The organism is Paenibacillus sp. 276b (assembly GCF_900107875.1).
Classification (GTDB): Bacteria; Bacillota; Bacilli; order Paenibacillales; family Paenibacillaceae; genus Paenibacillus; species Paenibacillus marchantiae.
The window spans coordinates 140,906-162,854 of sequence record NZ_FNRR01000004.1 but is presented as its reverse complement, the minus strand read 5'-3'; the positions used below and the strand labels follow the sequence as shown (position 1 = coordinate 162,854).

26 protein-coding genes are annotated in these 21,949 nt (G+C 42.9%); 5 read left to right on the top strand and 21 right to left on the bottom strand.

The genetic code is table 11. The features are described from left to right. Nucleotides 1-12: 12 nt before the first annotated feature. The 10 genes from BLV50_RS19960 to BLV50_RS19910 all read right to left on the bottom strand — a co-directional run bounded on the left by BLV50_RS19960 (nt 13) and on the right by BLV50_RS19910 (nt 8,027). Nucleotides 13-876 carry an aminoglycoside phosphotransferase family protein gene (locus BLV50_RS19960; RefSeq protein ID WP_256336618.1) on the bottom strand — a complete coding sequence of 288 codons (864 nt, stop codon included), beginning with the start codon at nt 874-876 and terminating at the stop codon, nt 13-15. Nucleotides 877-934: 58 nt separating this feature from the next. Then, on the bottom strand, nt 935-1,363 hold the full coding sequence (locus tag BLV50_RS19955) for a GNAT family N-acetyltransferase (protein WP_064635944.1): 429 nt from the start codon (nt 1,361-1,363) through the stop codon (nt 935-937). 18 nt (nt 1,364-1,381) lie between these two features. Then, complete coding sequence (locus BLV50_RS19950) at nt 1,382-1,864, bottom strand: DinB family protein (RefSeq protein WP_064635943.1); 483 nt, start codon at nt 1,862-1,864, stop codon at nt 1,382-1,384. Between the two features lie 455 nt (nt 1,865-2,319). After that, complete coding sequence (locus tag BLV50_RS19945) at nt 2,320-2,703, bottom strand: nuclear transport factor 2 family protein (protein ID WP_090809997.1); 384 nt, start codon at nt 2,701-2,703, stop codon at nt 2,320-2,322. 291 nt (nt 2,704-2,994) lie between these two features. After that, the gene (locus BLV50_RS19940; protein WP_090809584.1) at nt 2,995-3,462 is read right to left on the bottom strand and encodes a hypothetical protein; all 468 of its coding nucleotides are present in this window, start codon (nt 3,460-3,462) and stop codon (nt 2,995-2,997) included. A gap of 623 nt (nt 3,463-4,085) precedes the next feature. Further along, nucleotides 4,086-4,613, bottom strand: a complete 528-nt coding sequence (locus BLV50_RS19930) for a cysteine hydrolase family protein (protein ID WP_090809582.1) — start codon at nt 4,611-4,613, stop codon at nt 4,086-4,088. A gap of 61 nt (nt 4,614-4,674) precedes the next feature. After that, the gene (locus BLV50_RS19925; RefSeq protein WP_090809580.1) at nt 4,675-5,082 is read right to left on the bottom strand and encodes a hypothetical protein; all 408 of its coding nucleotides are present in this window, start codon (nt 5,080-5,082) and stop codon (nt 4,675-4,677) included. Between the two features lie 41 nt (nt 5,083-5,123). After that, nucleotides 5,124-5,669 carry a GrpB family protein gene (locus BLV50_RS19920; protein ID WP_090809578.1) on the bottom strand — a complete coding sequence of 182 codons (546 nt, stop codon included), beginning with the start codon at nt 5,667-5,669 and terminating at the stop codon, nt 5,124-5,126. A 112-nt stretch (nt 5,670-5,781) separates the two neighbouring features. Next, nucleotides 5,782-6,333: a hypothetical protein gene (locus BLV50_RS19915; RefSeq protein WP_218135411.1), complete on the bottom strand. Its 552-nt coding sequence runs from the start codon at nt 6,331-6,333 to the stop codon at nt 5,782-5,784. Between the two features lie 203 nt (nt 6,334-6,536). Then, nucleotides 6,537-8,027, bottom strand: a complete 1,491-nt coding sequence (locus tag BLV50_RS19910) for a glycoside hydrolase family 43 protein (RefSeq protein WP_090809574.1) — start codon at nt 8,025-8,027, stop codon at nt 6,537-6,539. 177 nt (nt 8,028-8,204) lie between these two features. Between BLV50_RS19910 and BLV50_RS19905 the strand changes: the two genes are divergently transcribed. Then, the gene (locus BLV50_RS19905; RefSeq protein ID WP_063565274.1) at nt 8,205-9,107 is read left to right on the top strand and encodes an ArsR/SmtB family transcription factor; all 903 of its coding nucleotides are present in this window, start codon (nt 8,205-8,207) and stop codon (nt 9,105-9,107) included. On the opposite strand, the gene BLV50_RS19900 is transcribed toward BLV50_RS19905, so the two are convergent. From BLV50_RS19900 to BLV50_RS19865, 8 genes are all read right to left on the bottom strand, one after another. Beyond that, the gene (locus tag BLV50_RS19900; protein WP_090809572.1) at nt 9,104-9,577 is read right to left on the bottom strand and encodes an NUDIX hydrolase; all 474 of its coding nucleotides are present in this window, start codon (nt 9,575-9,577) and stop codon (nt 9,104-9,106) included. The two genes, BLV50_RS19905 and BLV50_RS19900, sit on opposite strands and share 4 nt — an antisense overlap. Before the next feature lie 27 nt (nt 9,578-9,604). Beyond that, on the bottom strand, nt 9,605-10,096 hold the full coding sequence (locus BLV50_RS19895; RefSeq protein WP_090809570.1) for a GNAT family N-acetyltransferase: 492 nt from the start codon (nt 10,094-10,096) through the stop codon (nt 9,605-9,607). A gap of 64 nt (nt 10,097-10,160) precedes the next feature. Then, entirely contained in the window at nt 10,161-10,571 is a 411-nt protein-coding gene (locus BLV50_RS19890; protein ID WP_090809568.1) for a DUF6157 family protein, read from the bottom strand. Between the two features lie 66 nt (nt 10,572-10,637). Beyond that, nucleotides 10,638-11,066, bottom strand: a complete 429-nt coding sequence (locus BLV50_RS19885; protein ID WP_064635931.1) for a GNAT family N-acetyltransferase — start codon at nt 11,064-11,066, stop codon at nt 10,638-10,640. Nucleotides 11,067-11,245: 179 nt separating this feature from the next. After that, on the bottom strand, nt 11,246-12,472 hold the full coding sequence (locus tag BLV50_RS19880) for an amidohydrolase (RefSeq protein ID WP_090809566.1): 1,227 nt from the start codon (nt 12,470-12,472) through the stop codon (nt 11,246-11,248). Nucleotides 12,473-12,595: 123 nt separating this feature from the next. Further along, a complete protein-coding gene (locus tag BLV50_RS19875) occupies nt 12,596-13,363 on the bottom strand; it encodes a DUF1361 domain-containing protein (RefSeq protein ID WP_083584780.1) in 768 nt (255 codons plus the stop codon). Between the two features lie 262 nt (nt 13,364-13,625). Beyond that, the gene (locus BLV50_RS19870) at nt 13,626-14,180 is read right to left on the bottom strand and encodes a methylated-DNA--[protein]-cysteine S-methyltransferase (protein WP_090809564.1); all 555 of its coding nucleotides are present in this window, start codon (nt 14,178-14,180) and stop codon (nt 13,626-13,628) included. Nucleotides 14,181-14,244: 64 nt separating this feature from the next. After that, the gene (locus BLV50_RS19865; protein ID WP_090809562.1) at nt 14,245-14,949 is read right to left on the bottom strand and encodes a DNA alkylation repair protein; all 705 of its coding nucleotides are present in this window, start codon (nt 14,947-14,949) and stop codon (nt 14,245-14,247) included. A gap of 358 nt (nt 14,950-15,307) precedes the next feature. On the opposite strand from BLV50_RS19865, the gene mgtE reads away from it, so the two are divergent. Then, on the top strand, nt 15,308-16,678 hold the full coding sequence (gene mgtE / locus BLV50_RS19860; protein WP_064635927.1) for a magnesium transporter: 1,371 nt from the start codon (nt 15,308-15,310) through the stop codon (nt 16,676-16,678). 130 nt (nt 16,679-16,808) lie between these two features. Here mgtE and BLV50_RS19855 read toward each other — a convergent pair whose 3' ends face one another. Then, nucleotides 16,809-17,312, bottom strand: coding sequence for a hypothetical protein (locus BLV50_RS19855; protein ID WP_090809560.1), 504 nt, complete (start codon nt 17,310-17,312; stop codon nt 16,809-16,811). A 157-nt stretch (nt 17,313-17,469) separates the two neighbouring features. Between BLV50_RS19855 and BLV50_RS19850 the strand changes: the two genes are divergently transcribed. Together BLV50_RS19850 and BLV50_RS19845 are read left to right on the top strand one after the other, a co-directional pair. Further along, nucleotides 17,470-18,051, top strand: coding sequence for a LysE family translocator (locus BLV50_RS19850; RefSeq protein WP_090809558.1), 582 nt, complete (start codon nt 17,470-17,472; stop codon nt 18,049-18,051). Between the two features lie 21 nt (nt 18,052-18,072). Next, complete coding sequence (locus BLV50_RS19845; RefSeq protein ID WP_076287826.1) at nt 18,073-18,849, top strand: AraC family transcriptional regulator; 777 nt, start codon at nt 18,073-18,075, stop codon at nt 18,847-18,849. Nucleotides 18,850-18,983: 134 nt separating this feature from the next. On the opposite strand, the gene BLV50_RS19840 is transcribed toward BLV50_RS19845, so the two are convergent. Further along, nucleotides 18,984-19,550, bottom strand: coding sequence for a hypothetical protein (locus BLV50_RS19840; RefSeq protein WP_090809556.1), 567 nt, complete (start codon nt 19,548-19,550; stop codon nt 18,984-18,986). Between the two features lie 145 nt (nt 19,551-19,695). Between BLV50_RS19840 and BLV50_RS19835 the strand changes: the two genes are divergently transcribed. Next, nucleotides 19,696-20,364 (top strand): phosphatase PAP2 family protein, encoded by a 669-nt coding sequence (locus BLV50_RS19835; RefSeq protein ID WP_090809554.1) that lies wholly within the window; start codon nt 19,696-19,698, stop codon nt 20,362-20,364. A 128-nt stretch (nt 20,365-20,492) separates the two neighbouring features. Here the strand turns inward: BLV50_RS19835 and BLV50_RS19830 are convergent, their stop codons facing one another. Beyond that, nucleotides 20,493-21,926 (bottom strand): glycoside hydrolase family 1 protein, encoded by a 1,434-nt coding sequence (locus BLV50_RS19830; protein WP_090809553.1) that lies wholly within the window; start codon nt 21,924-21,926, stop codon nt 20,493-20,495. Between the last annotated feature and the right edge of the window lie 23 nt (nt 21,927-21,949).

Genomic DNA, 21,949 nt, shown 5'->3' with positions numbered 1-21,949 from the left:
TTTAGGACACTACTACAGCAGTTCATCATTTAAATATGAATTATTGCCAATAATCTTTTTAATCCGCTGCATCACACCCGGCCCCAGAGGAACATTAGACACTCGCTTTAATAGAATCCAGCGCAAACAAGCCATCGCTTCAAAAATCTCCGCATCGTCTGGTGTGTATTCCGTCAGACTCTTGAATAGAGCACTGTACATCTTACCGTTTCGTTCCCCCGTATAGATCGTCATCAAAAAAATGGACCACGCCATATCGTATCTGGGATCACCACGCTGACCATTTGTCCAATCGATGATCGCATATTGATCACCTGCCTCCAGAACATTTCCCAGGTTATAATCACCATGGATCAAATGATCTTGCCTCAACTCAGTCCGTTGAAGAAGGGTCGTCAGAATCTGATGCATATCCTCATGCAGTTCAATGGAGGGAAAAAAATATCCAACGAAATCATATTGTGGTATGTAATTTGCAGCCGCGTTACCTGTATCCTTTACATCATAACCATGGACTTGAATTAACTTTTGAGCCAATTGCTCCAGCTTGGTTTTGCTTAACTTGGCTATAGGCTCCCCGTCATAACTCGTTAACAGGACTTGATTAGAATCCACATCCATGCCCCAACCATACGGTTGGGAGACTTGTATTCCACTCTCATATAGTTCAGATAATAGCTCATACTGGTTGCGAATATTGGGTTTGGAGTCCTTGTTCCATATCTTTAACACATAATTGTGATCTGTACATTCTATCTTCACAACGTCTGCTTCCAAGCCTGGTGAGAGGGGAAGCATTTTGTATGGTTTTTCAAGCAGGCAGCGAATTTCTTCGCTCAACTCGACCCAGCGGATACTTTCCAGCGTTATACTCATATTTCCCTACCCTTCTCTGTGAAATTAGAAATAACGGCATTCGATACTCCATAGATCTTTATAATGATTTATCAAAAACCTTCTGCCACTTCTTCTCATTATATCCGATGGCAATATAGAACCGATGCGCCGCTTCCCTTTTACCGCTTGATCGCACGCGAATCTTGTTAAACCCGTTCATCCGTGCCCACTTCTCACATTCGCTCATGATCTTTTTACCAATTCCCGCACCTCTATGATGCTCATCGACAACCAAGCCACCAATTTCAGCAAAAGGTACACTTTCGATAGAATATCTTCCCTGTACGTGCCCCCAACCCACAACAAGGGAATCGATCTCAGCTACGCAAACATAATGATCAGTCATTGAGCCTAGTCGATTCAACCTTTCGATGATCTCTTCTGTTGTACTGGTGTAACCCAGTTGATGGGATAATTGGCTAATCCCCTCGCCATCCCCAATTCTAGCTTCTCTGCAATGAATCATAGTGTCTCCTTTTCTAATCTAGTTATCAGGTGTAATAAGTCCTTTACCAATGAAATTGGCAGACACAGGCTTCTTGTCCAGTTCTCTGGACCATACCGATAACTGCCCCATATGGTGAATCTCATGAGCAATCACGTGTCGCATCACTTCTCCCCACGATTCCTTGGCGACGGTGCTATCCAATTCGGGATCAATGCAAGGTCTCTTTTCCATGCTGGGGTCCCAGGATAGAACAAATGCCTCCACATCAGGTCGCAGCTTGCGGTCGAATTGTCGTACGGCTTCCAGTGTTTTATAATTATCAAAATTCTCCATACCATCCGGTTTGCCCTGCAATACTTGGAGCCAGCTCCACTCTACATCGATGATATGAAAAAACGTTTGCAAAATATTGCCTACTCCCCCCGTCCGAGGTCGAAGCAGCTCTTCCAGCGGTACATCCTCACACCACTGAAACCATTGCTCACGCACGATCCAGTTATAACGAAAGAAAGATTCCATTTAGCCAATTCTCCTTTTCTATATAATTGAACTAAAAAATATTTACACTTGCCACTCCGATGACAGAACAACCTTCCGATCGCTGTTATCCCCAGATTTTTTGGAATCCCTTTTTCAAAGGGGAAAATCCGGGGATAAAGGCGAACGCTCCGCTTCTTCAGGTTATTTCTGCCCTCTACGTTCTCGTGTAAATGTTTAGTTCAATTTATATATCATGCTTTTTAAGTATTTTGATCAGTTCCATATTGGCAAAAGTTTTGTCCGAATGTTCAAGGTGTTTTCCAAAATCCAATGTCATGCTTCCAAAAACTTTTAGAAACTTATGCATCCATTACGTAATCACAGCGCTGATCGGGGTTCCTAAACGTATAAATCATTACGCTTACTTATCTGCAGGCTGCTCCATACTCATTTGAACTAACGTTACCCGTTAGCTTAAAAAACGTGTGGTGTATTCAACTGTAATCTTCAATCAAAGAAATTTTTCCTTCCTTAATCTCGAATGTTGTCTTTCCTTTTAATTGCAGCTTATCCCCACTCTTTAATCCATTAGGAAAATCCACGGCAAGAATACCTTCATAATCGATTCCTACCTCTACTTTGTCATTTATAACACTGTAATCGGTAATTGTCTGGCGACGGCTAGAGAACATCGTTGACGACTGTTCTGCCAACTCCCTAAATGCTTGTATTCCTCTGGTCTCCGTTGTAGTTTCTCCATTGGAAATATTACTGAATATTATGTCATTATGTAAGAGTTCGACCATTCTTTCAATATCAAATGAATTGTATGCTTCAAGATAATTTTCAATTATGCCCCTTATTTCTTTACTAACCATAACCATACTCCTCTCCTTTACATAAAAGAGATGATACCCTTGTTTACCCAAGCAATTTATTCTCAATGTAATATTACCATATATTTCAACTATCCTGCCCCATAACTTAAAGAGGCATCATCACTCTAATATAATTTTACATTTCTCTATCGTCCCTAAAGGTATACAAAAAAAGGATCGTCAGCATATCTGCAACGATCCTTTTTTGACAGCCTGCTAGTTGAAAACAACATCTGACGCCGGTAAATACCGAATTCAGTTTGCAGCCTAAGATTTCTATTTTATTTCGTATTAAAGCTCTTCCTTCGTATTTGCAAGTTTAACAGAAAGCAATCCTGACATGTTGCCACTGTTTTTAGTGCTGATGCTAACCCAGTGGGTACCTGTTGCCCATGGTTTTGTTCCATATTCAGACCAAGTTACACCAGGAGCTACAGAGAATAACATTTTTTGAGTACTAGACAGAGTACTTTGAGTAACTCGGACAGTTAGGGTTTCCTTAGATGTATTTTGAACCCAAACTTTGACCCATCCATAATTTGCTTGGATATTAAAACTCTTCGTGTAGCTACTTCCGGAAATCTGTGAATTCACAATCTCATTATCAACTGCCATTGGGGTAATGATTCCTTCGCCTTGTGCAGATGCAGTAGTTGCTGATGAGTCCCCTACATTATTTGTTGGTGCTGCAGATGCAAGCGTGACAGCTGCTACCAAGGATAATGCCGACAAACCTACGAACAAAGTGCTTTTCTTCATAATTAAAAATCCCTCTTATTTAAAAATATACATAAAAATAGCTTTGCAAATTTACCATAAGTTACATGTATATACAATAAGAAAATAATTACAATTTCAAAATTTTATGGGCGGCCAGCTCAAAACGTGGACATGAAGCTTAATGGGATATTATTAGTCTAATATAATTCCCCTGTTCTCTACCGTCCGCAAAGGTATACAAAAAGGATCGTCAGCATTTCTGCAACGATCCCTACTTTCATTCCGCTAGCTGGCTGTATACCTCAATTATCATAAGCCTTCTATCATAACCCATGATATGGAAAAAAAAGAGCCGCGATCGTCGCAGCTCCCTACTCTTTTGGCTTCGTCATTCTCTTCTTTACATAGAGTAAAACATGAATTCCAGCGTATATAAACAGGACATTAAACAGATAAAGAAGAGCATTCACATAAACATTGGAAAGGAACCAGATCGTATCATCAGGTTTCTTATAATGATAATCAGTAAAAAACCGCAATGGAAAACCATACTCAGTTCGTAAAGTCCCCTCCGTGTAGGCTGTTCCTGGAATAAAGATCAAACCTAATACAGCAAGCCAAGCCGAAAGATTAAATATTCTTTTATTAAACGTCAATTCATCTCATCCATTCATTACATTTTCGGTATCCACCACATTCGCAAACATACCCAGAACCGAATTGTGATGTTCTATAATTTGCTCAGCTTGAAGAATGTTGGAATTCCATGTGCTGTGAGCATCACGAACCAAGGTTAGTGCATAGCCAAGGCTACTTGCTCTGCGACAAGTCGTATCCACGCATATTTCCGTCTGCATGCCAGTCAGAATAAGATCCTTCACTTCGTTTTCTTGTAATTTCATGTTCAGATCTGTTTCGTGAAACGAATCCGGTGTAAGCTTTTCAATAATAAGGTCACCAGTGATCGGCGCAATGGACGGATGAATCGCCCAACCTGCCGTTCCACGCTCAAGGGGACTGCCTGCTCCTTCACTATGCTGAATGTAGATAACGGAGTGACCTTTTTCCCGAGCCTTGGAAATGACGTGTTGTATTTTCTGAAGCAATACGTCCCCCTGATATACGGGATCTGATTCATCGAACATAGCTACCTGAACATCGATAACAAGAAGTGCACAGTGGGTTGGCATCTTATATTCCTCCTGAAAAATAATATTAAATCAGCAATTGTTATGACTCCTTCTTCCGTTTTCACACCGTTAACAAACCTTCCAATCCCACATCGATCAACACAAATAGTATAGCAGCTAGAACGCCAAATAAAGTCAAAACTATCGACTCTTTAAAATTTAAAATTTCTTCTCCCGCGCCCATGAGTAAATAATAGATATACATTCCTAAGACTCCAGAACATGCGTAACCCAGTATTCTCAAACTTAGATACAAGGCATGATTAACGAACTGAATTCTGCTCAACAGATAGTCCAGCAATAAAGATAACGGTAGCCCGATCAATGTGATCAGGGGAGTCGCATATACAAGATAAACAAGAATATAAAAATCAAAGCTGTAAGATTGATTCATGGATATTATACTTGCAATTAAAGTGAAACTAATGATGGTTAGAACGGTCGTCAGGAGCTTTCTTCCAATGTTCATATCACCACTCCCATAAGGTTATCCATATACAATGAATGTTCCTATGCGTCAGATTCTCCCGGCTGCCACCCGATTTCTTGGGACCATAGATGAGCTTTCTCTAATATGCTCCACACCATCGGTCCTTTGCCTTCCACGTACTTTGGCCGCTGGTCCTTATATAATGCCATAAGCCTGTGCTTCTCTTCCGCGTATTTCAATCGATCCGCTGGATGTTCCCTCAAATAATCTCTAAAAAGCAAGTTCATCTGCTCAGAGAAACTCCCTGCTTGTCTTACATGTACATGCGTTCTCCTGCATCCGGGTACTTCGCGAAAATATCGCTTGGTTTTATCCGGATTTTCTTCTCTGAATACGAAGCCGGACGCTTCAATTTCATGCTTGTAGTTAAGCAAACCATCATAATCAGATACGGAAATTTGTATATCTATGATCGGCTTGGCATCCATTCCGACGATGGAAGTTGATCCGACATGGTCAATCCGCACAGCCGTCTCTCCCAACGCCTCTCTTAAATTCATTCCGGTATCGAGGAACATGTGCCTCCAAGCAGGATCATACGTTGCAATTCTCCATTGATCTTCCATGTAGTCCTCCCTTTGTTATCTAATCCAGCTATATAAGGAACAACAAGTCTTTCTTTACTTTTGTCGCATTCAAAATTATTAAATCCACTAGACTACACCTGTCATCCGAAAACTAAAAATCATCATAATATATTTCTAGTTTTATTTGTTTCTTTAACTCAGTAATGTATTCGTATACATCATCAATATTTACTATACCTTCGACACTCCTCCTCAATAGATCATTGATAAGATTACTATCCTTCTCCCTCAGTCTTATATCTTTTAAGTAGTTATCATTATAGTCATTAATAAAATCTAATTTGTTCTTATAAAGTCTAAATCGTTCCAATACATAAATTTCCTTAAGATTAATGAATAAAGCTAATAACTCCTTAAGATTTCTGGCCACTAAAGTTACTTGATCACCAGATGCCATAGGCTGAATAAAAATAATAGGAGCTTCTTCCAGATCACTAATTGATCCGTTAAACGTTAGAAAAGCAAAGTGGTCACCATCTACTCCAGTTCTTCCAAATACGATGGCATCATCTGGGGTACAGTAATATCTATCATCATCATTATTGAAACTAATATAAAAGCCCACATAATCCTCGAAGGTTCCATCATGTCGTTCACGTAGTTCCTTATCTATTCGGACGATGTCTAGTAATGTTTCAGGCATTTCATAATTTATTTCCACTTTAAACACCTCTTCCTTATATCATAACTATATACAAGTCTATCGAAGATTTTTTGATTATATATAGTTGGAACACCCACACCGCTATCATTGCGTTTCTCTTTTTACAACTAATACCATTCCTATTCTATATATTAACGCAAGTAAAAAAAAGAGAAGGAACAAAAGTCCCTCCCCTTACCTTTTCAGATATAATCACACTTAAATTTAGAAAACTCAGCTACAGAACCTTCTCCGCTCGCGTATAGACCAATGAGCACCCCTGTAAATCCCCCGGCAACTTCGGAAGAAAGGTATTTCGTCTGTGCTGTACCTAAGAGGATATCCTTGCCATCTGCATGAATTAGGAAGCTGTAGCGTTCATGGCTTGCCTGTATAACCAATGTGGCATGATGATCACTTCCCAGTTCAACTTCATTTTCGACTGATTTGATATCCCCAATATTCAGACGCTCAATCACCTTATACCCGCTCTGCTCTTTGCGAATGGCCAAGTCATAATGGTGCTGTTCATCCATATAGATGGTGATGCCTGCCTCGCCATTCGTAAGACTAACGTCAACAGAGATGGTCGCATCAAAGTCTTTTTGGCGTAGGCCAATGAATGTCGGGGATGCTGGAACATCCAGTGTCACTTCGGTTCCTTTTAACTTTAAGTTGCTTTGCTCTAACAAATAATTTTCTGTATTGGGATGACGAAGATAACACCAGTCCAGATTCCAATCCGTGTTCTCAAACGTATAGCTTTTCTTCTCTTGTTGAATGACTATGTCGGAAATACGATCAGTGTCAAAACTCATAAGCGTCGTACCTTCATGCCCTGCCGTAAACCAGCCTTCCTCATCAAAGTTAACTGGCGTAAGGAATACTTCTCGGCCCAGATGATGATAGGTAAGCCACTGCCCACTCTGACGGAATCCCAAATGGAAGATCCACCAATTCCCTTCCTGGTCCTGGATCAGGTCACCATGGCCAACCCCTTGTAGTTCGTAACCGCCCAGATTACGGTTGGTCAGAACAGGATTCTTGGCATAGGGTTCGAAAGGACCCGAAGGAGAATCTCCCCGCGCATACGTGACCATATGACCGTATTCGGTTCCGCCTTCAGATGCTATGAGGTAATAGTATCCATTGATTTTATACAAATGTGGGCTTTCCAGATAACGTCCGCCTGATCCTTGCCATATTGAACGGCTTGGAGTCTTTTTGCGACCTGTTTCAATGTCAATTTCACACTGAATGATTCCCCCAATCCCTTCATCATCGGTCCCGTTGCTCATAAAGAAGGCCTTACCATCTTCAAAATACAAATCCGGATCGATTCCCCCTTGATCCACAATAATCGGTTCTGACCACTCCCCGTATATATCGTCAGTCCATATGTAGAAATTTTGACGCGTCGTGTCGTTCGTCGTGGTCATATAGAATCGCCCATTGTTGTATCGAATTGTAGGGGCGAAGACACCTCCAGAGCTGCCCACCGTCTCCAGACGAATCTGGCTTTTTCGAGTTAAACAATGACCGATTTGGGTCCAATTCAATAAATCTTTGCTTTCAAAAAGCGGGACACCCGGAAAATACTGAAAAGAACTGCACACCAGATAATAAGTGTCATCCACCTTGCAGATGCTCGGATCAGGATAGAATCCTTTAATAACCGGATTATTGTATTTCATTTGAGCCACCTCTTTTTCTATAATTCATATATTTAAGAATCCAATTTCATAAGCAGATAAAAAAATTAAACACTATCGCAATCATTCTTTCAATGCGTTAGAGTTGAAGAGTCAAGTTAATTTCGTTAAATTAATATATATATGATTTCAATAGATCTGGTTAGGAGATTGTTAAGGATGATCAAAGCGAACGGAGATCCAAAATTTATACCATTATACGAAGCGCTGGCAAGCGAGGTTAGATGGAGGATCATGGATTTGATTGCAGATAGCGAAATGAATGTCAAGGATATTGCGGCTGCGTTAGAACTTAGCCCCTCCATCGTCACGATGCACATACGAAAGCTTGAGCAAGCCGGACTGATTGATAGCCGTAGGATACGCCTGAATGGAGGCACGCACAAATTGTGTTTCCTCAAACAAAATAACATTGAGATCGAACTACCATCCCCCAGCCGGACAGCAAGAATTAGAGAGCAGACAATTTCAGTGGGGCACTATACTGCATTTGAAATCCATCCTACCTGTGGACTTGGAACACACGAGAAAGAAATTGGTGTTTGGGACGACCCACGCTACTTTCTTGATCCTGAGCGGGTTCACGCTGCCATCCTTTGGTTTGGAAGAGGTTATGTCGAATACAAAACGCCTAACTATATGCTTCCCGATCAGACTGCTAACGCCATTGAAATTTCAGTGGAACTGGCTTCTGAAGCCCCGGGTTTAAGAGATCATTGGCCATCGGATATCCGATTTACGTTTAACGGCATTTCGCTTGGAACGTGGACAAGCCCCGCTGACTTCGGAAGAGCTGCCCGAGGCAAATATACACCAACATGGTGGCATCGCAATGTGAATCAATATGGATTATTAAAGACGATTCGTGTTGATGACTCGGGTACGTATATGGATGGAGAGCGGATGTCGGACGTGACGATCGAGGATATCAAACTGGAGCAGCCATTCTGGACGCTTCGTTTCACAGTTGACGAGGAGGGGGCTAACGTCGGGGGATTAACACTTTATGGTTCCGGGTTCGGCAATCATGACCAGGATATTGTCATACGCGTACAACGCTAATCTTTCTTTATGTAGTAACGAATAATCCCGTTCTTCTCTTCAAACGTATTCCTTTGAATGAACGGTCCATCAGGAACTAGCTTTACATCATCCATTGTTGTTGAAAAATAAGTGATTGGTTTCCAACATGCTTTATAGGGGATAGAGCCTTCTATTCCAACAAATTCTTCCTGGTTGTATTGAGATTTATCTATAAATGATGCTTCATAGATAAAATCAATTTCATGACCTAATTCATCTTCTATCCCAAAAATATTTTCAATAACGGAAATTAATCGGGGCTCTTCGATCTCTTGATCCAACTCTTCCTTGAGCTCCCTGATCAGAGTTTTCTTACTGTTCTCACCGAACTCTATCGTTCCACCAATAGGTCTGTAGAAAGTAGTTGAAATATCCGGGAAGTTAATTTCCTGAACCAAAATGCGATCTTCTTTCCTCAAAATAGCTAATGAGACAGAACGAATTTTCATTTTTTTCTCCTTAACCTATGTTTGTTTTTATTCCTTCGTACTAAATGTCTGAATATACTTTCTGGCATCGTCTCTGAATGTTTCCGTATAATGATCGTTTGTATAATCTTTTAACACCTTTCGCCAGAACGCTATTGCAGGAGCGTTACTCTCCATCTGAGCAAGTGCCCAATTGGCTTTGTATAACTCAAATATCTGCATCGCAGCAGCATATCCAACCCCGCTTCTTCTAAACTTCTTCAGGATCATAAAGTCATAGATTACATGTGTAGGATCTGGATCGGTATCTAAATTTTCAAGTAGTACAATCACAAAGCCGGCTATAGTGCCAGAAATCGTAATGAAATATGGCCTCCACCTGTTATCACCTTCCCAAATGAAGTCAATATTCACATCGTATTTGCCTTCTTGATTGATATCCTCGCTTGTAAATTCGCTGAAATCATAATGGTACAGTTGATACAGATTCGATAACATATTTTTCTCTGCCAACGTTACTGGAGTGAGGTCTACTATCATACTGCCTCCCTATAGTTCTCTTTTAAATTCTGACTGCTTAGCATTGGTGCTCCAACAAATAGAGCTATTGACGGCTCGAACGCATCGCCTTTACATGTTTTAAACTGCTGTCGTTTAAGAACTCTTTATAGACTTCGGATTCAACGGCGTAGATCGCCACTTTTCCTTGTGAATTATGATGAATACCCCAACCGTAACGCTTACCCAACGAAGAAGTACGAAGACAGGGTTGTCCCTTAGAGAAAAACTTGGTTCTCTCTATGGATCTTAGTTCGTCGGTTATATGATTGCGCTGCGCGAACACTTCAAACATGACATCCTCTTGCGTATATTGATAAGGGTGGTTTGCTATCATTTCATATTGTATAACTGGAACGGTTTTACTGCCGTTTTTGGCTTTGGGGATCTCTGCCACTTTAACAGGGCAATCTTCTGCTACTGCAATAAAAGTTTCATAGTAGTTCATGTCTTTCATCTATATATCCTCCCATCAATTCAGAAAATTAAAGGATACGAATATACGATCAAAGCTTGAGCTGTTTTATAAATATTTCTTAAAAGCCTTGCTGGATTCCCCATCGTACCCTAACTTCGTGTAGAAGCCGTGTGCCTCGTACCTGGATGAACCGCTGGTGAGAAACACCTTTATACAATTTTTCTGTATGCATACATTCTCTATATACTTCATAAGTTCAGATCCATATCCCTTGCTCTGCACATGTTCCGTAATGATAACCCGCTCAACCACGCCAAACGGTCTATTTTCCACCAAAGCATCCAGACAAATATGTAAATGCGCAGTCCCAATAACCTGATCACCGACTTCGTAAACAAATAAGAAACTGTTGGGATTATCCCTTACTTCTTCTATCCGCTCTGCCAGTACCTTCGTATTCAGGTTGTTCGGTAATAATTCTTTGTACAACCTTTCAATAACCTCGACATCCCTTGCTTCGGCCTCTCTGATCATCAGGTTCCACTCCTCAACTTAAATAGTAAATTAAATGATAACTACGTCCATAATAACCCAAAAAGCGGTATATGCGAACAGTAACTTCCTCTTTTTCCACCTGCTGATTAGCGGTTCTTTCCTTACAGGTCCAGAACAAAAAACCACGGTTTCCCGTGGTCCATCCATTCCAGTATGCTCTATTCTACCGATCCACTTACCAGTCTTCCTTCAAACCATACCGCTTGTCGCGCAGACCTTCTGGCAACCGCCTCTGCCGAGCAACTTGCTTCTACCAGTACAAAACTAGCTGTATCCCCTACCTTCGGCCATAACTGTTGTCCCTCTGAATCCAGTGGAGTGATACCACTTGTGACAAATGCAAGAGACTGAGCCAAGGAGCGTTCATCGTTATACCCGTACAATTCGGCAAAACGGCCGGCTTTCTCCAGTTGATCTCCATTCCCAAATGGAGACCAATGATCCGTCAAACTGTCTGTCGCCAGCTTCACGTTCACCCCATGTAGATGGAGCATCGGAAGTGGCATCATCATTTTACCGATAGGCACGGTCGAAGCAACGCTCATACCAAGGGAGGCCAATCGCTTGGCCATATCTTCCGCTTCTTGCTGCTCCGCACGGGCGAACCAGAACGCATGGCTTACGGTAACTTTACCCTGAAGTCCTGCTTCTTCGGTCAGATCAGCCAATTGCAGCAACGTTTGTTTACCCGGTTCTCCAGAATCATGCAAATGAATATCGATGCCTGCCTGATATTGAACAGCCAGTTCGACCATTGCGTTAAGCGATTTCTCAATATACTCGTCCACGGTGTGAGGATCAAGTCCACCTACATGAGTAGCCCCTTCCGCCATGGCTTGACGCATGAGCTCAACCGAATTAGAGCGGAGAAGTCCATGCTGTGGGAAAGCGACGATTTCAGAGGATATTTTGCCCGAAAATGTCTCCAATGCCTGCTTTGTCGCTTCCAGCCGTTTCAACCCGCTGACCGGTTCAATATTGCAATGACTGCGCACATGGGTAGACCCATATCCCTGAATCAGGCTCAGAATGCTCTCCGCCTGACGCTTCGCATCGGGTAATAGCTTGGGCAGCAACACTTTCTCTTCTTCGATACGTTCGAAAATGCTGGAGATGCGTCGAACCGCTTTCCATGGTGCATCATAATACGTTTTATCCAAATGAATATGGGCTTCCTCGAACGAAGGCAACAGCAGCAATCCTTTACCATCTACCTTTGGCAACTCGCTTGTTAATTCCGTATCCCCATCCACGATGGCTGAAATGACTCCATCTTCAATCCGCAGATGACCAAGGCTCGTCCGGGTGCCAGTTACCTGCCCGTCTTCCATTACATAACTTTGCTCCAATGATACGTTGGTTAACCAGTATTCCTGCTTCAACATAGTCACTCCCTCTTTCCACTCGGTCTATCGAGCATCGAGTACCGATTCATCTGTGGTCAATGGTACCATAGGACCTCATTCAGCAAAAATAGTTAAAACGTTGGTGTTCCATACGATTATCGTCTAGATATTATTGGACTTCCCCATTAGTATACGAAGTGTAATATATCCCAAAACTTGAATCACAAATACCATAGCCACAAATTCAACCAGAATGCTGTTGCCCGCACTTAAATCAGTCATGATATCCTTCAAAATGAGGTCAGGCTGCTTCAGGACATCCCAACTATTCCACCGATTAAATCTCCCGATGTATACCCCTAAACTGCTCAGAAGTAAAATAACGCCTACAATTACCATGCTACTAAGTTGGTTTAATCGTTTATTTAACAATTTGTGGACTTGATGTATGGAGCAAATGGACAGAAGTAAACCAAGTATGGCTACGACAAACGCTAGGGTAAGGCTATACCAAAAATCAATATTAACCCAGAATTTAGTTTCCCCTTGAGGATCAAAGTATCTGAATGCATGCAAAATTTCTGTGAAAAGATATGCCGAATTCGGTAGAAAGAACAGCCAGCATGCACACATCACCCCGACTAGTGCGATGCTCGTTCTTGTAAGTTTCCTATTGCTTACATAACTAATCGTTGATGAAATGATGAATGGAACCCATGCCAAAAAAATGTCCCACGTTAAAAATTGATACATGTTCGTGTTTGTTTTGGTACGCAAGTAGTGAACAACAAGTAGACAACCTATGGTAGCAACGATCAACACAATACTCATTTTTAAATAAATTGTATTTTTATTATTGTTCATTTCTTCGCTTCGATTTCCCTTTCCTTGGTGGTATGCAAGTGCAGTCCTGATAACCTGATCATCCATTTCATAAACGAACTGTGACTCCGCCTTCCTAGTAATACACGTCCATCATAACCCAAAATGTGGTATATGCGAAAATAACGGCGTGAACCCAGAAGGAAAAGAAAACCTTTTGTGGTATTTGCATTCCTCTTCCATTCTCCTCACTCCTAACAGTAGAGAATGCAAAAAAACAGGCACTAGGGAGTGCCTGTACATATTTAGAACCAAGCAAAGTACTTAGCTAATAGTTCACTACTTCTTTTTTATATGAAATATATGATGATCAGAAATTAAACCGCGCATGGCCGCCATCCGTCACGCCTTCAATCTGTTCAATATCCAGCAGTCTTCGCTTCATCTCCAGTCCTCCGCGAAAACCGGTCAGCTTGCGGTTGGCACCGATAATGCGATGACACGGCAGCAGCACCGGAATGGGATTGGCTCCATTGGCTGCCCCAACAGCTCGCACCGCTGAAGGTCTTCCCACCGCAGCAGCAATGTCGCCATAGGTTCTTGTCTCACCATAAGGAACATTCCTCAACTCCGCCCATACCTGCTGTTGGAATGTCGTTCCGATCAAATCGAGTGGTATTTCGTCTGTGAAAGCCACCTTGTTTCCGGCAAAATAGGATTGCAGCCAATCCATCATGCCCGTCTGCTTCAACGCTGCTTCATTCTCTTCGAGCTCCACTCCAGGAGCAATTCGGCCAATCCAACTACTCCAATCTTCCAGCGTTTCATTGGGCATGATGACACGGCATAACCCTTTTTCGGTGGCAAGCAATACCCACGGACGACCGTCTAATTCCATTTTGGTCCACTTGATGCTTTTTCTCATACGTCAATCGTCCTTTCCCCTCGTAGGTTTTATATCTGGTTTCTTTTCTCGTTATGCACACATACTACACACGAATCCGTTTTATCGCTTTCCGTCTCATGCTGCGGATCATCTGCTTCGTCTCCGGATCAACACGATAGGACTCCGTTATTTTCTGAAGAGCCTTATTATACGTAAAGTCGTCCAAGGTATTGTCCTGCAAATAACGCAGCGTCGCTTCAGGCTGTTTCACATAAGCGATGGAAATCGCCCAGGCCACTGCCATTTTCACATAGTACCCTTCGTGATGAATGGTATCTAATGAAGCAAGCACTCTGCTGATATATTTTTCTTCCATATAAAAGTTCAACAGCATTACAACCCCGAAGCGAATGTCGTATTCCTGGTTGGATACCAGATAGGGCTGCAAGAACTGCCACACTTGATCCAGATGTGCCTTTGTATATTTCAAACCACCGCAGAAGCTGTCGCATACAGACCAGTTATCTATTTTGGGAACAAACCAGGCAATATGCTGCAGGAGTTCCTCCATATCTGCTTGGGCATGACCGATGACCATCGCTTGCAGCATCACTTCTTCAAAATAATCATCATCAGCGGTTTTCAGGTAGGCACGCCAGTCCTCTTTGACGATTTGTTTCGCCATCTTGCGTATTTCAGGCAGTCTCACACCTAACAGATTCGTGATATTCGGAATGAGCGCAGCCGAGAATTTCTGATATTCCGGTTCAACCAGAGATAACAATTGTGTTCTTACAACCGATTCCACATGTCTCCTCCTCATCGGGTTTTCTACAACAAGTATATCCCGGCCGCATCCATTTGTAAGCCCATATCGAATGTTTTAGCAAGATTACAATATGCATTTCCCGTGGTCGCTGTTTAACTTCCATTCCATTTCGTTTAAGAATACGGAGTTGAAATATGTTCAACCAAACATTTACACAATAACGGAGAGGACAGAAATAACCTGTAGAAGCGAAGCGTTCGCCTTTATCCCCGGATTTCCCCTTTTTCAGAAAGGAATCAAAAAAATCTGGGGATAACAGCGATCGGAAGGTTGTTCTGTCATCGGAGTGCCAGTGTAAATATTCATTTGTTGAACCCATATAGAAAGGAGACTACATATGAATCGATCCCATCCCAAAAAAGATTTTTCGGTTGAAGAGATTACGGAGCTCCTTGTGCAATTCGTGCAAACCCAAAACCTGACCGAGTTTTATAAATGGGCCAAAGAACTTCATCCCTATGACCTTTCTCTCGTATATAAAAAGTTCCCTGAACAAGAGACGAAACGCTTCTTGCTCTTATTCAAACCGGACGTGCTCGCCGACATGGCAGAAGCGCTCACGCTTCACGAACAGGTGCATCTATTCGAACAATTAGGCCCGGAGCGCACTCTTGAAGTCATGCAGCAAATGGACAAAAGTGATCTGATTCGCTTCATGCATGATCTGCCCCTCCAACGCAGAGAAGAACTGCTGTCCAATATGAATCTCGATCATTCCGCCATTATCCGCTCCGTGCTGAACTATCCACCGGAAACGGCTGGACGGATCATGACCGATCGTTACCGTACGCTGTTATCGCATGAAACCGCAAAGGAAGCACTGAGAGAATCGCAGGCTACGCTGCACATTCCTGCAACCAGTTATCTGTATGTCACCGATGATGAAGGCAAACTGGTCGGAGTCGTGAGTTATCAATCCCTTGCTCAGGCAGATGACAACACCAAAGTAGAAGAGCTGATGACTCGGCGTGTCATCCATGCAACAGTTGATATGGACCAGGAAGAAGCTGCACAGCTGTTGCAACGTTATGAGTTTATGGCTTTACCTGTCGTGGATGAAAACCGCAGATTATGCGGTGTTATCCAAATGGACGATGTCATTGATATTATTATGGACGAAGCCAGTGAAGACATCGCCAAGATGGGTGGCGGCAGTAAAGACATCGATTTTGATACCAAACCATTGGTTGCGGTCAGACGTCGCCTTCCATGGCTGATTTTATTGTTATTTATCGGATTGATCTCAGGCAGCATCGTGGATTTTTTCGAAGACACACTGAATCAGGTTGTGGCACTGGCGTTCTTCATGCCCATGATAGCCGGTATGACGGGGAATACGGGTACACAATCCCTTGCAGTGGTTGTACGTGGCTTGATTGGACGCAAGCTGGACAAGGCCACAGTGCTCGCGCTTATTGGCCGAGAGATTAAAGTAGGCACAATGATTGGACTTGTATGCGGTTTGCTGATCACGGTCATCGCCTATTTCTGGCAAGGTGACTGGCTGCTCGGAGCGATTATAGGAGTATCACTATTCTTCACCCTGGTTATCGGAACACTGACCGGTACTTGTATTCCTCTTCTGCTCAGTCGTTTCAAAGTAGACCCTGCGGTCGCCTCCGGCCCATTAATCACAACGTTGAATGATATATTGTCGTTGTTTATCTATTTCGGCATCGCTACTCGTTTTCTGGATGCCTTAATGTAAATTAACCTTTCAGTCTTTATTCATTGAACAGGTACTTTAATACAGTAAAAAGACTCAACTTCCTCTGTACATACAGTGAGGTTGAGTCTTTTGGTGTTATTTTCAATCTAAAAGAGAACTGCCTTATGCTTCATTTTAATGTATTTGCTATTTTAACTAATGTTTGATAATCGTATAACGGTTCAAGATTGTTGTTTTTCCCTGAAATAAGAGAGTACGTTAAACCCTCGTTTCTCCAATAGATGGCACTTACATTTCCGTCTCCTTGGTCCCATGTTTGAGAGCCATTAGATAATTTCAAACCTTTCTTCCCCTTCGGAGGTGTATCCACCTTTGAGTTTGTAATCATAGTGATCAGGTTCAATCCTTCATCCGTATTTGCATACGTGATTTCGACTGCTTCAAATGTACCATTGGTATCTAAAATCCTCGCTGATTTTTGAGTAACTTGGAAAGGAACTGACGGTTGTTTGATTTCAAAAGGGGTCCTAGCTTCAGCCTCTTCAAATGAAATTTCAACTGGAGGACTCAGATCCAAATTATTGATTGGTTGGTCACCTTCCCCATTTTTTAAGCAAGCAGACAATAAAAGAGGTATCATACATAGGAACAGCAACTTACTTACAGTTTTCATTTAATCACCTCGATATCAAAGTAGTTACTTCTATGACGTTTCTATTAGCTGGAAAGTTATGTTTTTTTTCTGCTCATGTGCAATCTGCTGCAATAATGTACTATAAACCAATGCCTCCCCGGAGTATGATCATGTAACTACAACTCGGGGAGGCCCTATGAATCTTACATCTTTTTTCATCTATTGTATTGTCGTTACCTTCACACCAGGCCCCAGCAATATTGTGATTCTCACTTCCGTCGGACAGGTTGGTCCCCGGAAAACGATGGAGTATGTGTGGGGTGCCACCGTTGCATTTGGCTTATTACTTGCTGCTTCTGCTCTTCTCAATCATGTACTTGCTGAGGTATTGCCTGGTATTCTCCAAGTGATGCAGATCGTGGGTAGTGTTTATATGATATATCTGGCTTATCAAGTCTATAAAATGGGTTCCACCGAGACGGCATCGAAGCAAGTTACGGGGTTTCTAAACGGTTTAATCATGCAGTTTGTGAATCCAAAAGTAGTTCTGTTCACGTTCACAGTTATTCCCAGTTATGTTCTGCCGTACTACGACAGCACCATGTCAACGTTTCTGTTCGTGATCATTATTACCATCATCGGCTTCCTGGCCTATTCCAGTTGGGCCGTGTTTGGCTCCATCTTCAGAACCTTACTTAATCGTCATCAAAAAGCAGTGAGTATCCTAATGGCCCTTTTTTTGTTATACTCAGCCATTATGGTATCGGGAATCATCTAACGCGCGGGAGGTGTGTGCAGCATGGAATTGTTTAACTATAAGAAATCACAGGACGTACTGGCTCTATCCGCCAGCTTTACGGATTTCACCTATAAAAAGCATTGCCACGAGGAATATGCAGTAGGAGTCACGCTTCGCGGTATTCAGCAATACCATCTGGACGGACATTATCAGGCCTCCCACAAAAACGGCGTGATGTTATTCAACCGGGAGCAGTCCCACGATGGAAGTTCCTATGACAAAGCCGGTATAGATTATGTCATGCTATATCTGAAGCCGGATTTGGTCGAAGAGGTTCTAGGGAAAAAGGAATTGCGTTTTAATAGCCCCATCGTCTATGACCCTGTGCTTGCACGAAGCATCCTGATGCTGAATGATGCTATTCAAAAAGGACAGGATGAAGCGAAATGCAGTGAACTGCTTTTGGGCCTGTTGCAATTACTCTCCCAGTCGGAAATGGACACCAAGTTGTGGCGGCCTCAGGACAATCTGGTTCGAAAAGCGAAAGAGATGATGTTTTGCAGTATTGAAGATGTGCTGAAACTGGACGACCTGTGTGCGGAATTCAACATGTCCAAGTTTCAATTTATCCGCGAGTTCAAGTCCCATGCTGGCATATCGCCTTACCAGTTTTTTCTGAACTGCAAGGTGGAGCGTGCCAGACAGTCCATTGAAACGCATAAGGATGTTTACTCCGCTGTAGCCGAATGTGGTTTTGTCGACCTGACTCATCTGAACAGACACTTTAAACGAGTATTCGGTATCACGGCTTATGAATATATGCTGCAGTTAAACTAATTGAATCGGTACGATTATCCGACAAAATGTATAAAATCCCCGCATGGAACGCGTTTATCTCAACGTTCCACACGGGGATTTTCTTTTCTCTTCCGTTGCCGTACTGCCATTCTCCCTTAATTCAGATCCTAACATCACGCGCGCTTCTTCCTTCTCCAGATCCAGCCACTTACCAATACAAGCAATAGAATAACCCCACCATATATGATGAGATAAAATGACCAACTTCGTCCTTGATCGTTTTTTTCAAAATCATCCTGACTCACTACTTTTCCTGCTCCCAGCAGCTTTAACGCGTCTCCAGCTTGATCAATGGAAACATTGCCACTGCAAAGATTCGTATGCAACTTTTCGTCCATTTTATTCTTATAAGCAAAGATCAGATAGGATTGGTTCTTCTCCAATTGAATCCCACAAGATTCCGAACCGGCATCATTACCCATGACAGTCATTCGTTTAGAAGAAACACCCTTCCATGCGATATCCACTTCAAAGGTATATGCTCTCAATCGGTCAGGGCTGAATATTTGCGTCCCACCCCTTTTCACAACTTTACCTGTAAAAACCGATGTGGACGTCTTCAGTTTCTCTTGAGCATTCGATTCTACACAGCTGCAAGCATAAGCTTTTTCCCCAGGGAATACTGTGTAACCCAATCCAACCAACAACAAAATCAATGCAAACCATACTAAGCGCTTCATCCTTTCACCCCCGGCTCAGATTGCAACACCCATCTTGTAATCGTTCACATTTTGTTTGAAGCGATATTTATTGTAAGATTATAGCATAATACGAATATTGTATTGAGCATCATTAGAATTCAGACACCTTGGAGGAAACCGTCACTTGAATCAGAATTGGAAAAAGAATATCTCCATCCCGCTGCTCGTTGCAGCGGGATGCCTCATTGCATTTGTAAGTATCGCCCTGTCCATCAGCGACAATCAGATTCACACCTTTGATGATACCTTGATTGGCTGGATTCAGGGCATGGAATCACCCGGAATGACACGGTTCATGCAGCTCTTTACCTGGATTGGCAGCGAAGTGCCTGTGGTTGTCATTACCATTCTCGCCATGCTTGTGCTGTATATCTACCTCAGGCACAAACGCGAACTGCTCTTCCTCGCCTGTGTCATTGCAGGCTCGACTTTGCTAAATGCATTGATTAAGCTGGTATTCCAGCGCGCCAGACCTACGATTAACCGGATTATTGAGGTGAGTGGTTACAGCTTCCCAAGTGGCCATTCGATGGCAGCGTTCAGCTTGTATGGCGGCTTGGCCTTCCTGATCTGGAAGCATGTACCGACAGCGACTGGACGCGTACTCATGATTATCATGAGCGCAATCTTTATCCTGACGATTGGAATGAGCCGAATTTATCTAGGGGTACACTATCCCAGTGATGTAGTGGGTGGGTACTTTCTGAGTGGATGCTGGCTTGCCGTATGCATATGGTTCTATCAGCGACATCTGGAACGCCTTTCCCTGTTACAGTCCAAACCTCTCGCTTAGGTTTTTTCGCTCACCATGCAATGATCCAACCCATGCTTGAAAACAAACCAAACGTAAAGAACCTCACAGGTGCATCCAGCACCAGTGGGGTTCTTTACGTCATTATGAATCTATTTTACAGTGGCAACTTAGAGCTCCTCGCCATTGGATTCAATGACTTTTTTGTACCAGTGGAAGCTCTTCTTCGGTGTTCTGCTCAAATCACCATTGCCATCATTGTCCTTGTTCACATGAATGAAGCCATAACGCTTCTTCATCTCTCCCGTGGATGCGCTGACCAAGTCGATACATCCCCACATCGTGTAAGCGATAAGCTCCACACCGTCGGCAACGGCTTCTTTCATTTGTTCAATGTGACCTCTCAAATAATCAATCCGATAGTCATCTTGAATAGAGCCATCTTCCTCCACTACATCCACTGCACCCAGCCCGTTCTCCACAACCATCAATGGAATTTGGTAACGATCATACAGGTGGTTCAGGGTGTAACGTAATCCTTTCGGATCGATCTGCCAGCCCCAGTCGGAAGCTTCCAGATACGGATTTTTGATGCCGCCCAGCAGATTTCCCTCTGCTCTATCCAACGACTCATCCGCACTCTCGACCAAGGACATGTAATAGCTAAAGGAATAGAAGTCCACGCAGCCTTCACGCAGAGTCTGTGCATCTTCCAGCTGCATCTCGATCTGGATGCCTTCTTCGGCGAAGAAACGTTTGGCGAATCCAGGGTACGCTCCACGAACCTGTACGTCTCCACAGATCATGTTGGACAGCTGGTCCTTCTTCTGCGCGAGCAAAATATCGTCCGGATTGCATGTATTCGGATATGTTGTCATGAAAGCGACCATACAGCCGATTTGGAAATCAGGATTGATTTCATGTCCCAGCTTCACTGCTTTTGCACTTGCAACAAATTGGTGATGCAGCGCCTGGAAGCGGGTCTGTGGATCATCAACGCCATCGATCAATGTCTCTTTGCCTTCAAACAGGATACCTGCAGCCATATAAGCCCCCATTGGCATTGTCAGACAGTTGATCTCATTAAAGGTCAGCCAGTATTTCACCTGATCTTTGTATCGGTTGAAGAGGGTTGTACAATATCGGATATAACAATCAATCACTTCGCGCGAAGCCCAGCCGTTATATTTCTGGGTCAGACCAAATGGTGTCTCGTAGTGAGAAATGGTCACGAGCGGCTCAATGTTGTACTTTTTCAACTCGGCAAAGACGTTGTCATAGAACTGCAATCCCTCTTCGTTTGGCTCCAGATCATAACCGTTCGGGTAGATTCTGGACCAGTTAATGGACATGCGAAACATTTTGAAACCCATTTCGGCCATCAGGGCAATATCCTCTTTGTAATGACCATAAAAATCAACCGCTTCATGGCTCGGATAATACGTGCCCTCTTCCAGTACAGGCGTAATCCGGCGTGGTGTCGTGTGCGTTCCACCTGTCATCATATCGGAAGTACTTGGGCCTTTACCACCCTTGTCCCATCCACCTTCAAACTGATTGGCAGCCGTTGCGCCGCCCCAGAAAAATCCGTCTTTCATCGACATCATCAATTCCTCCTTCATGATCT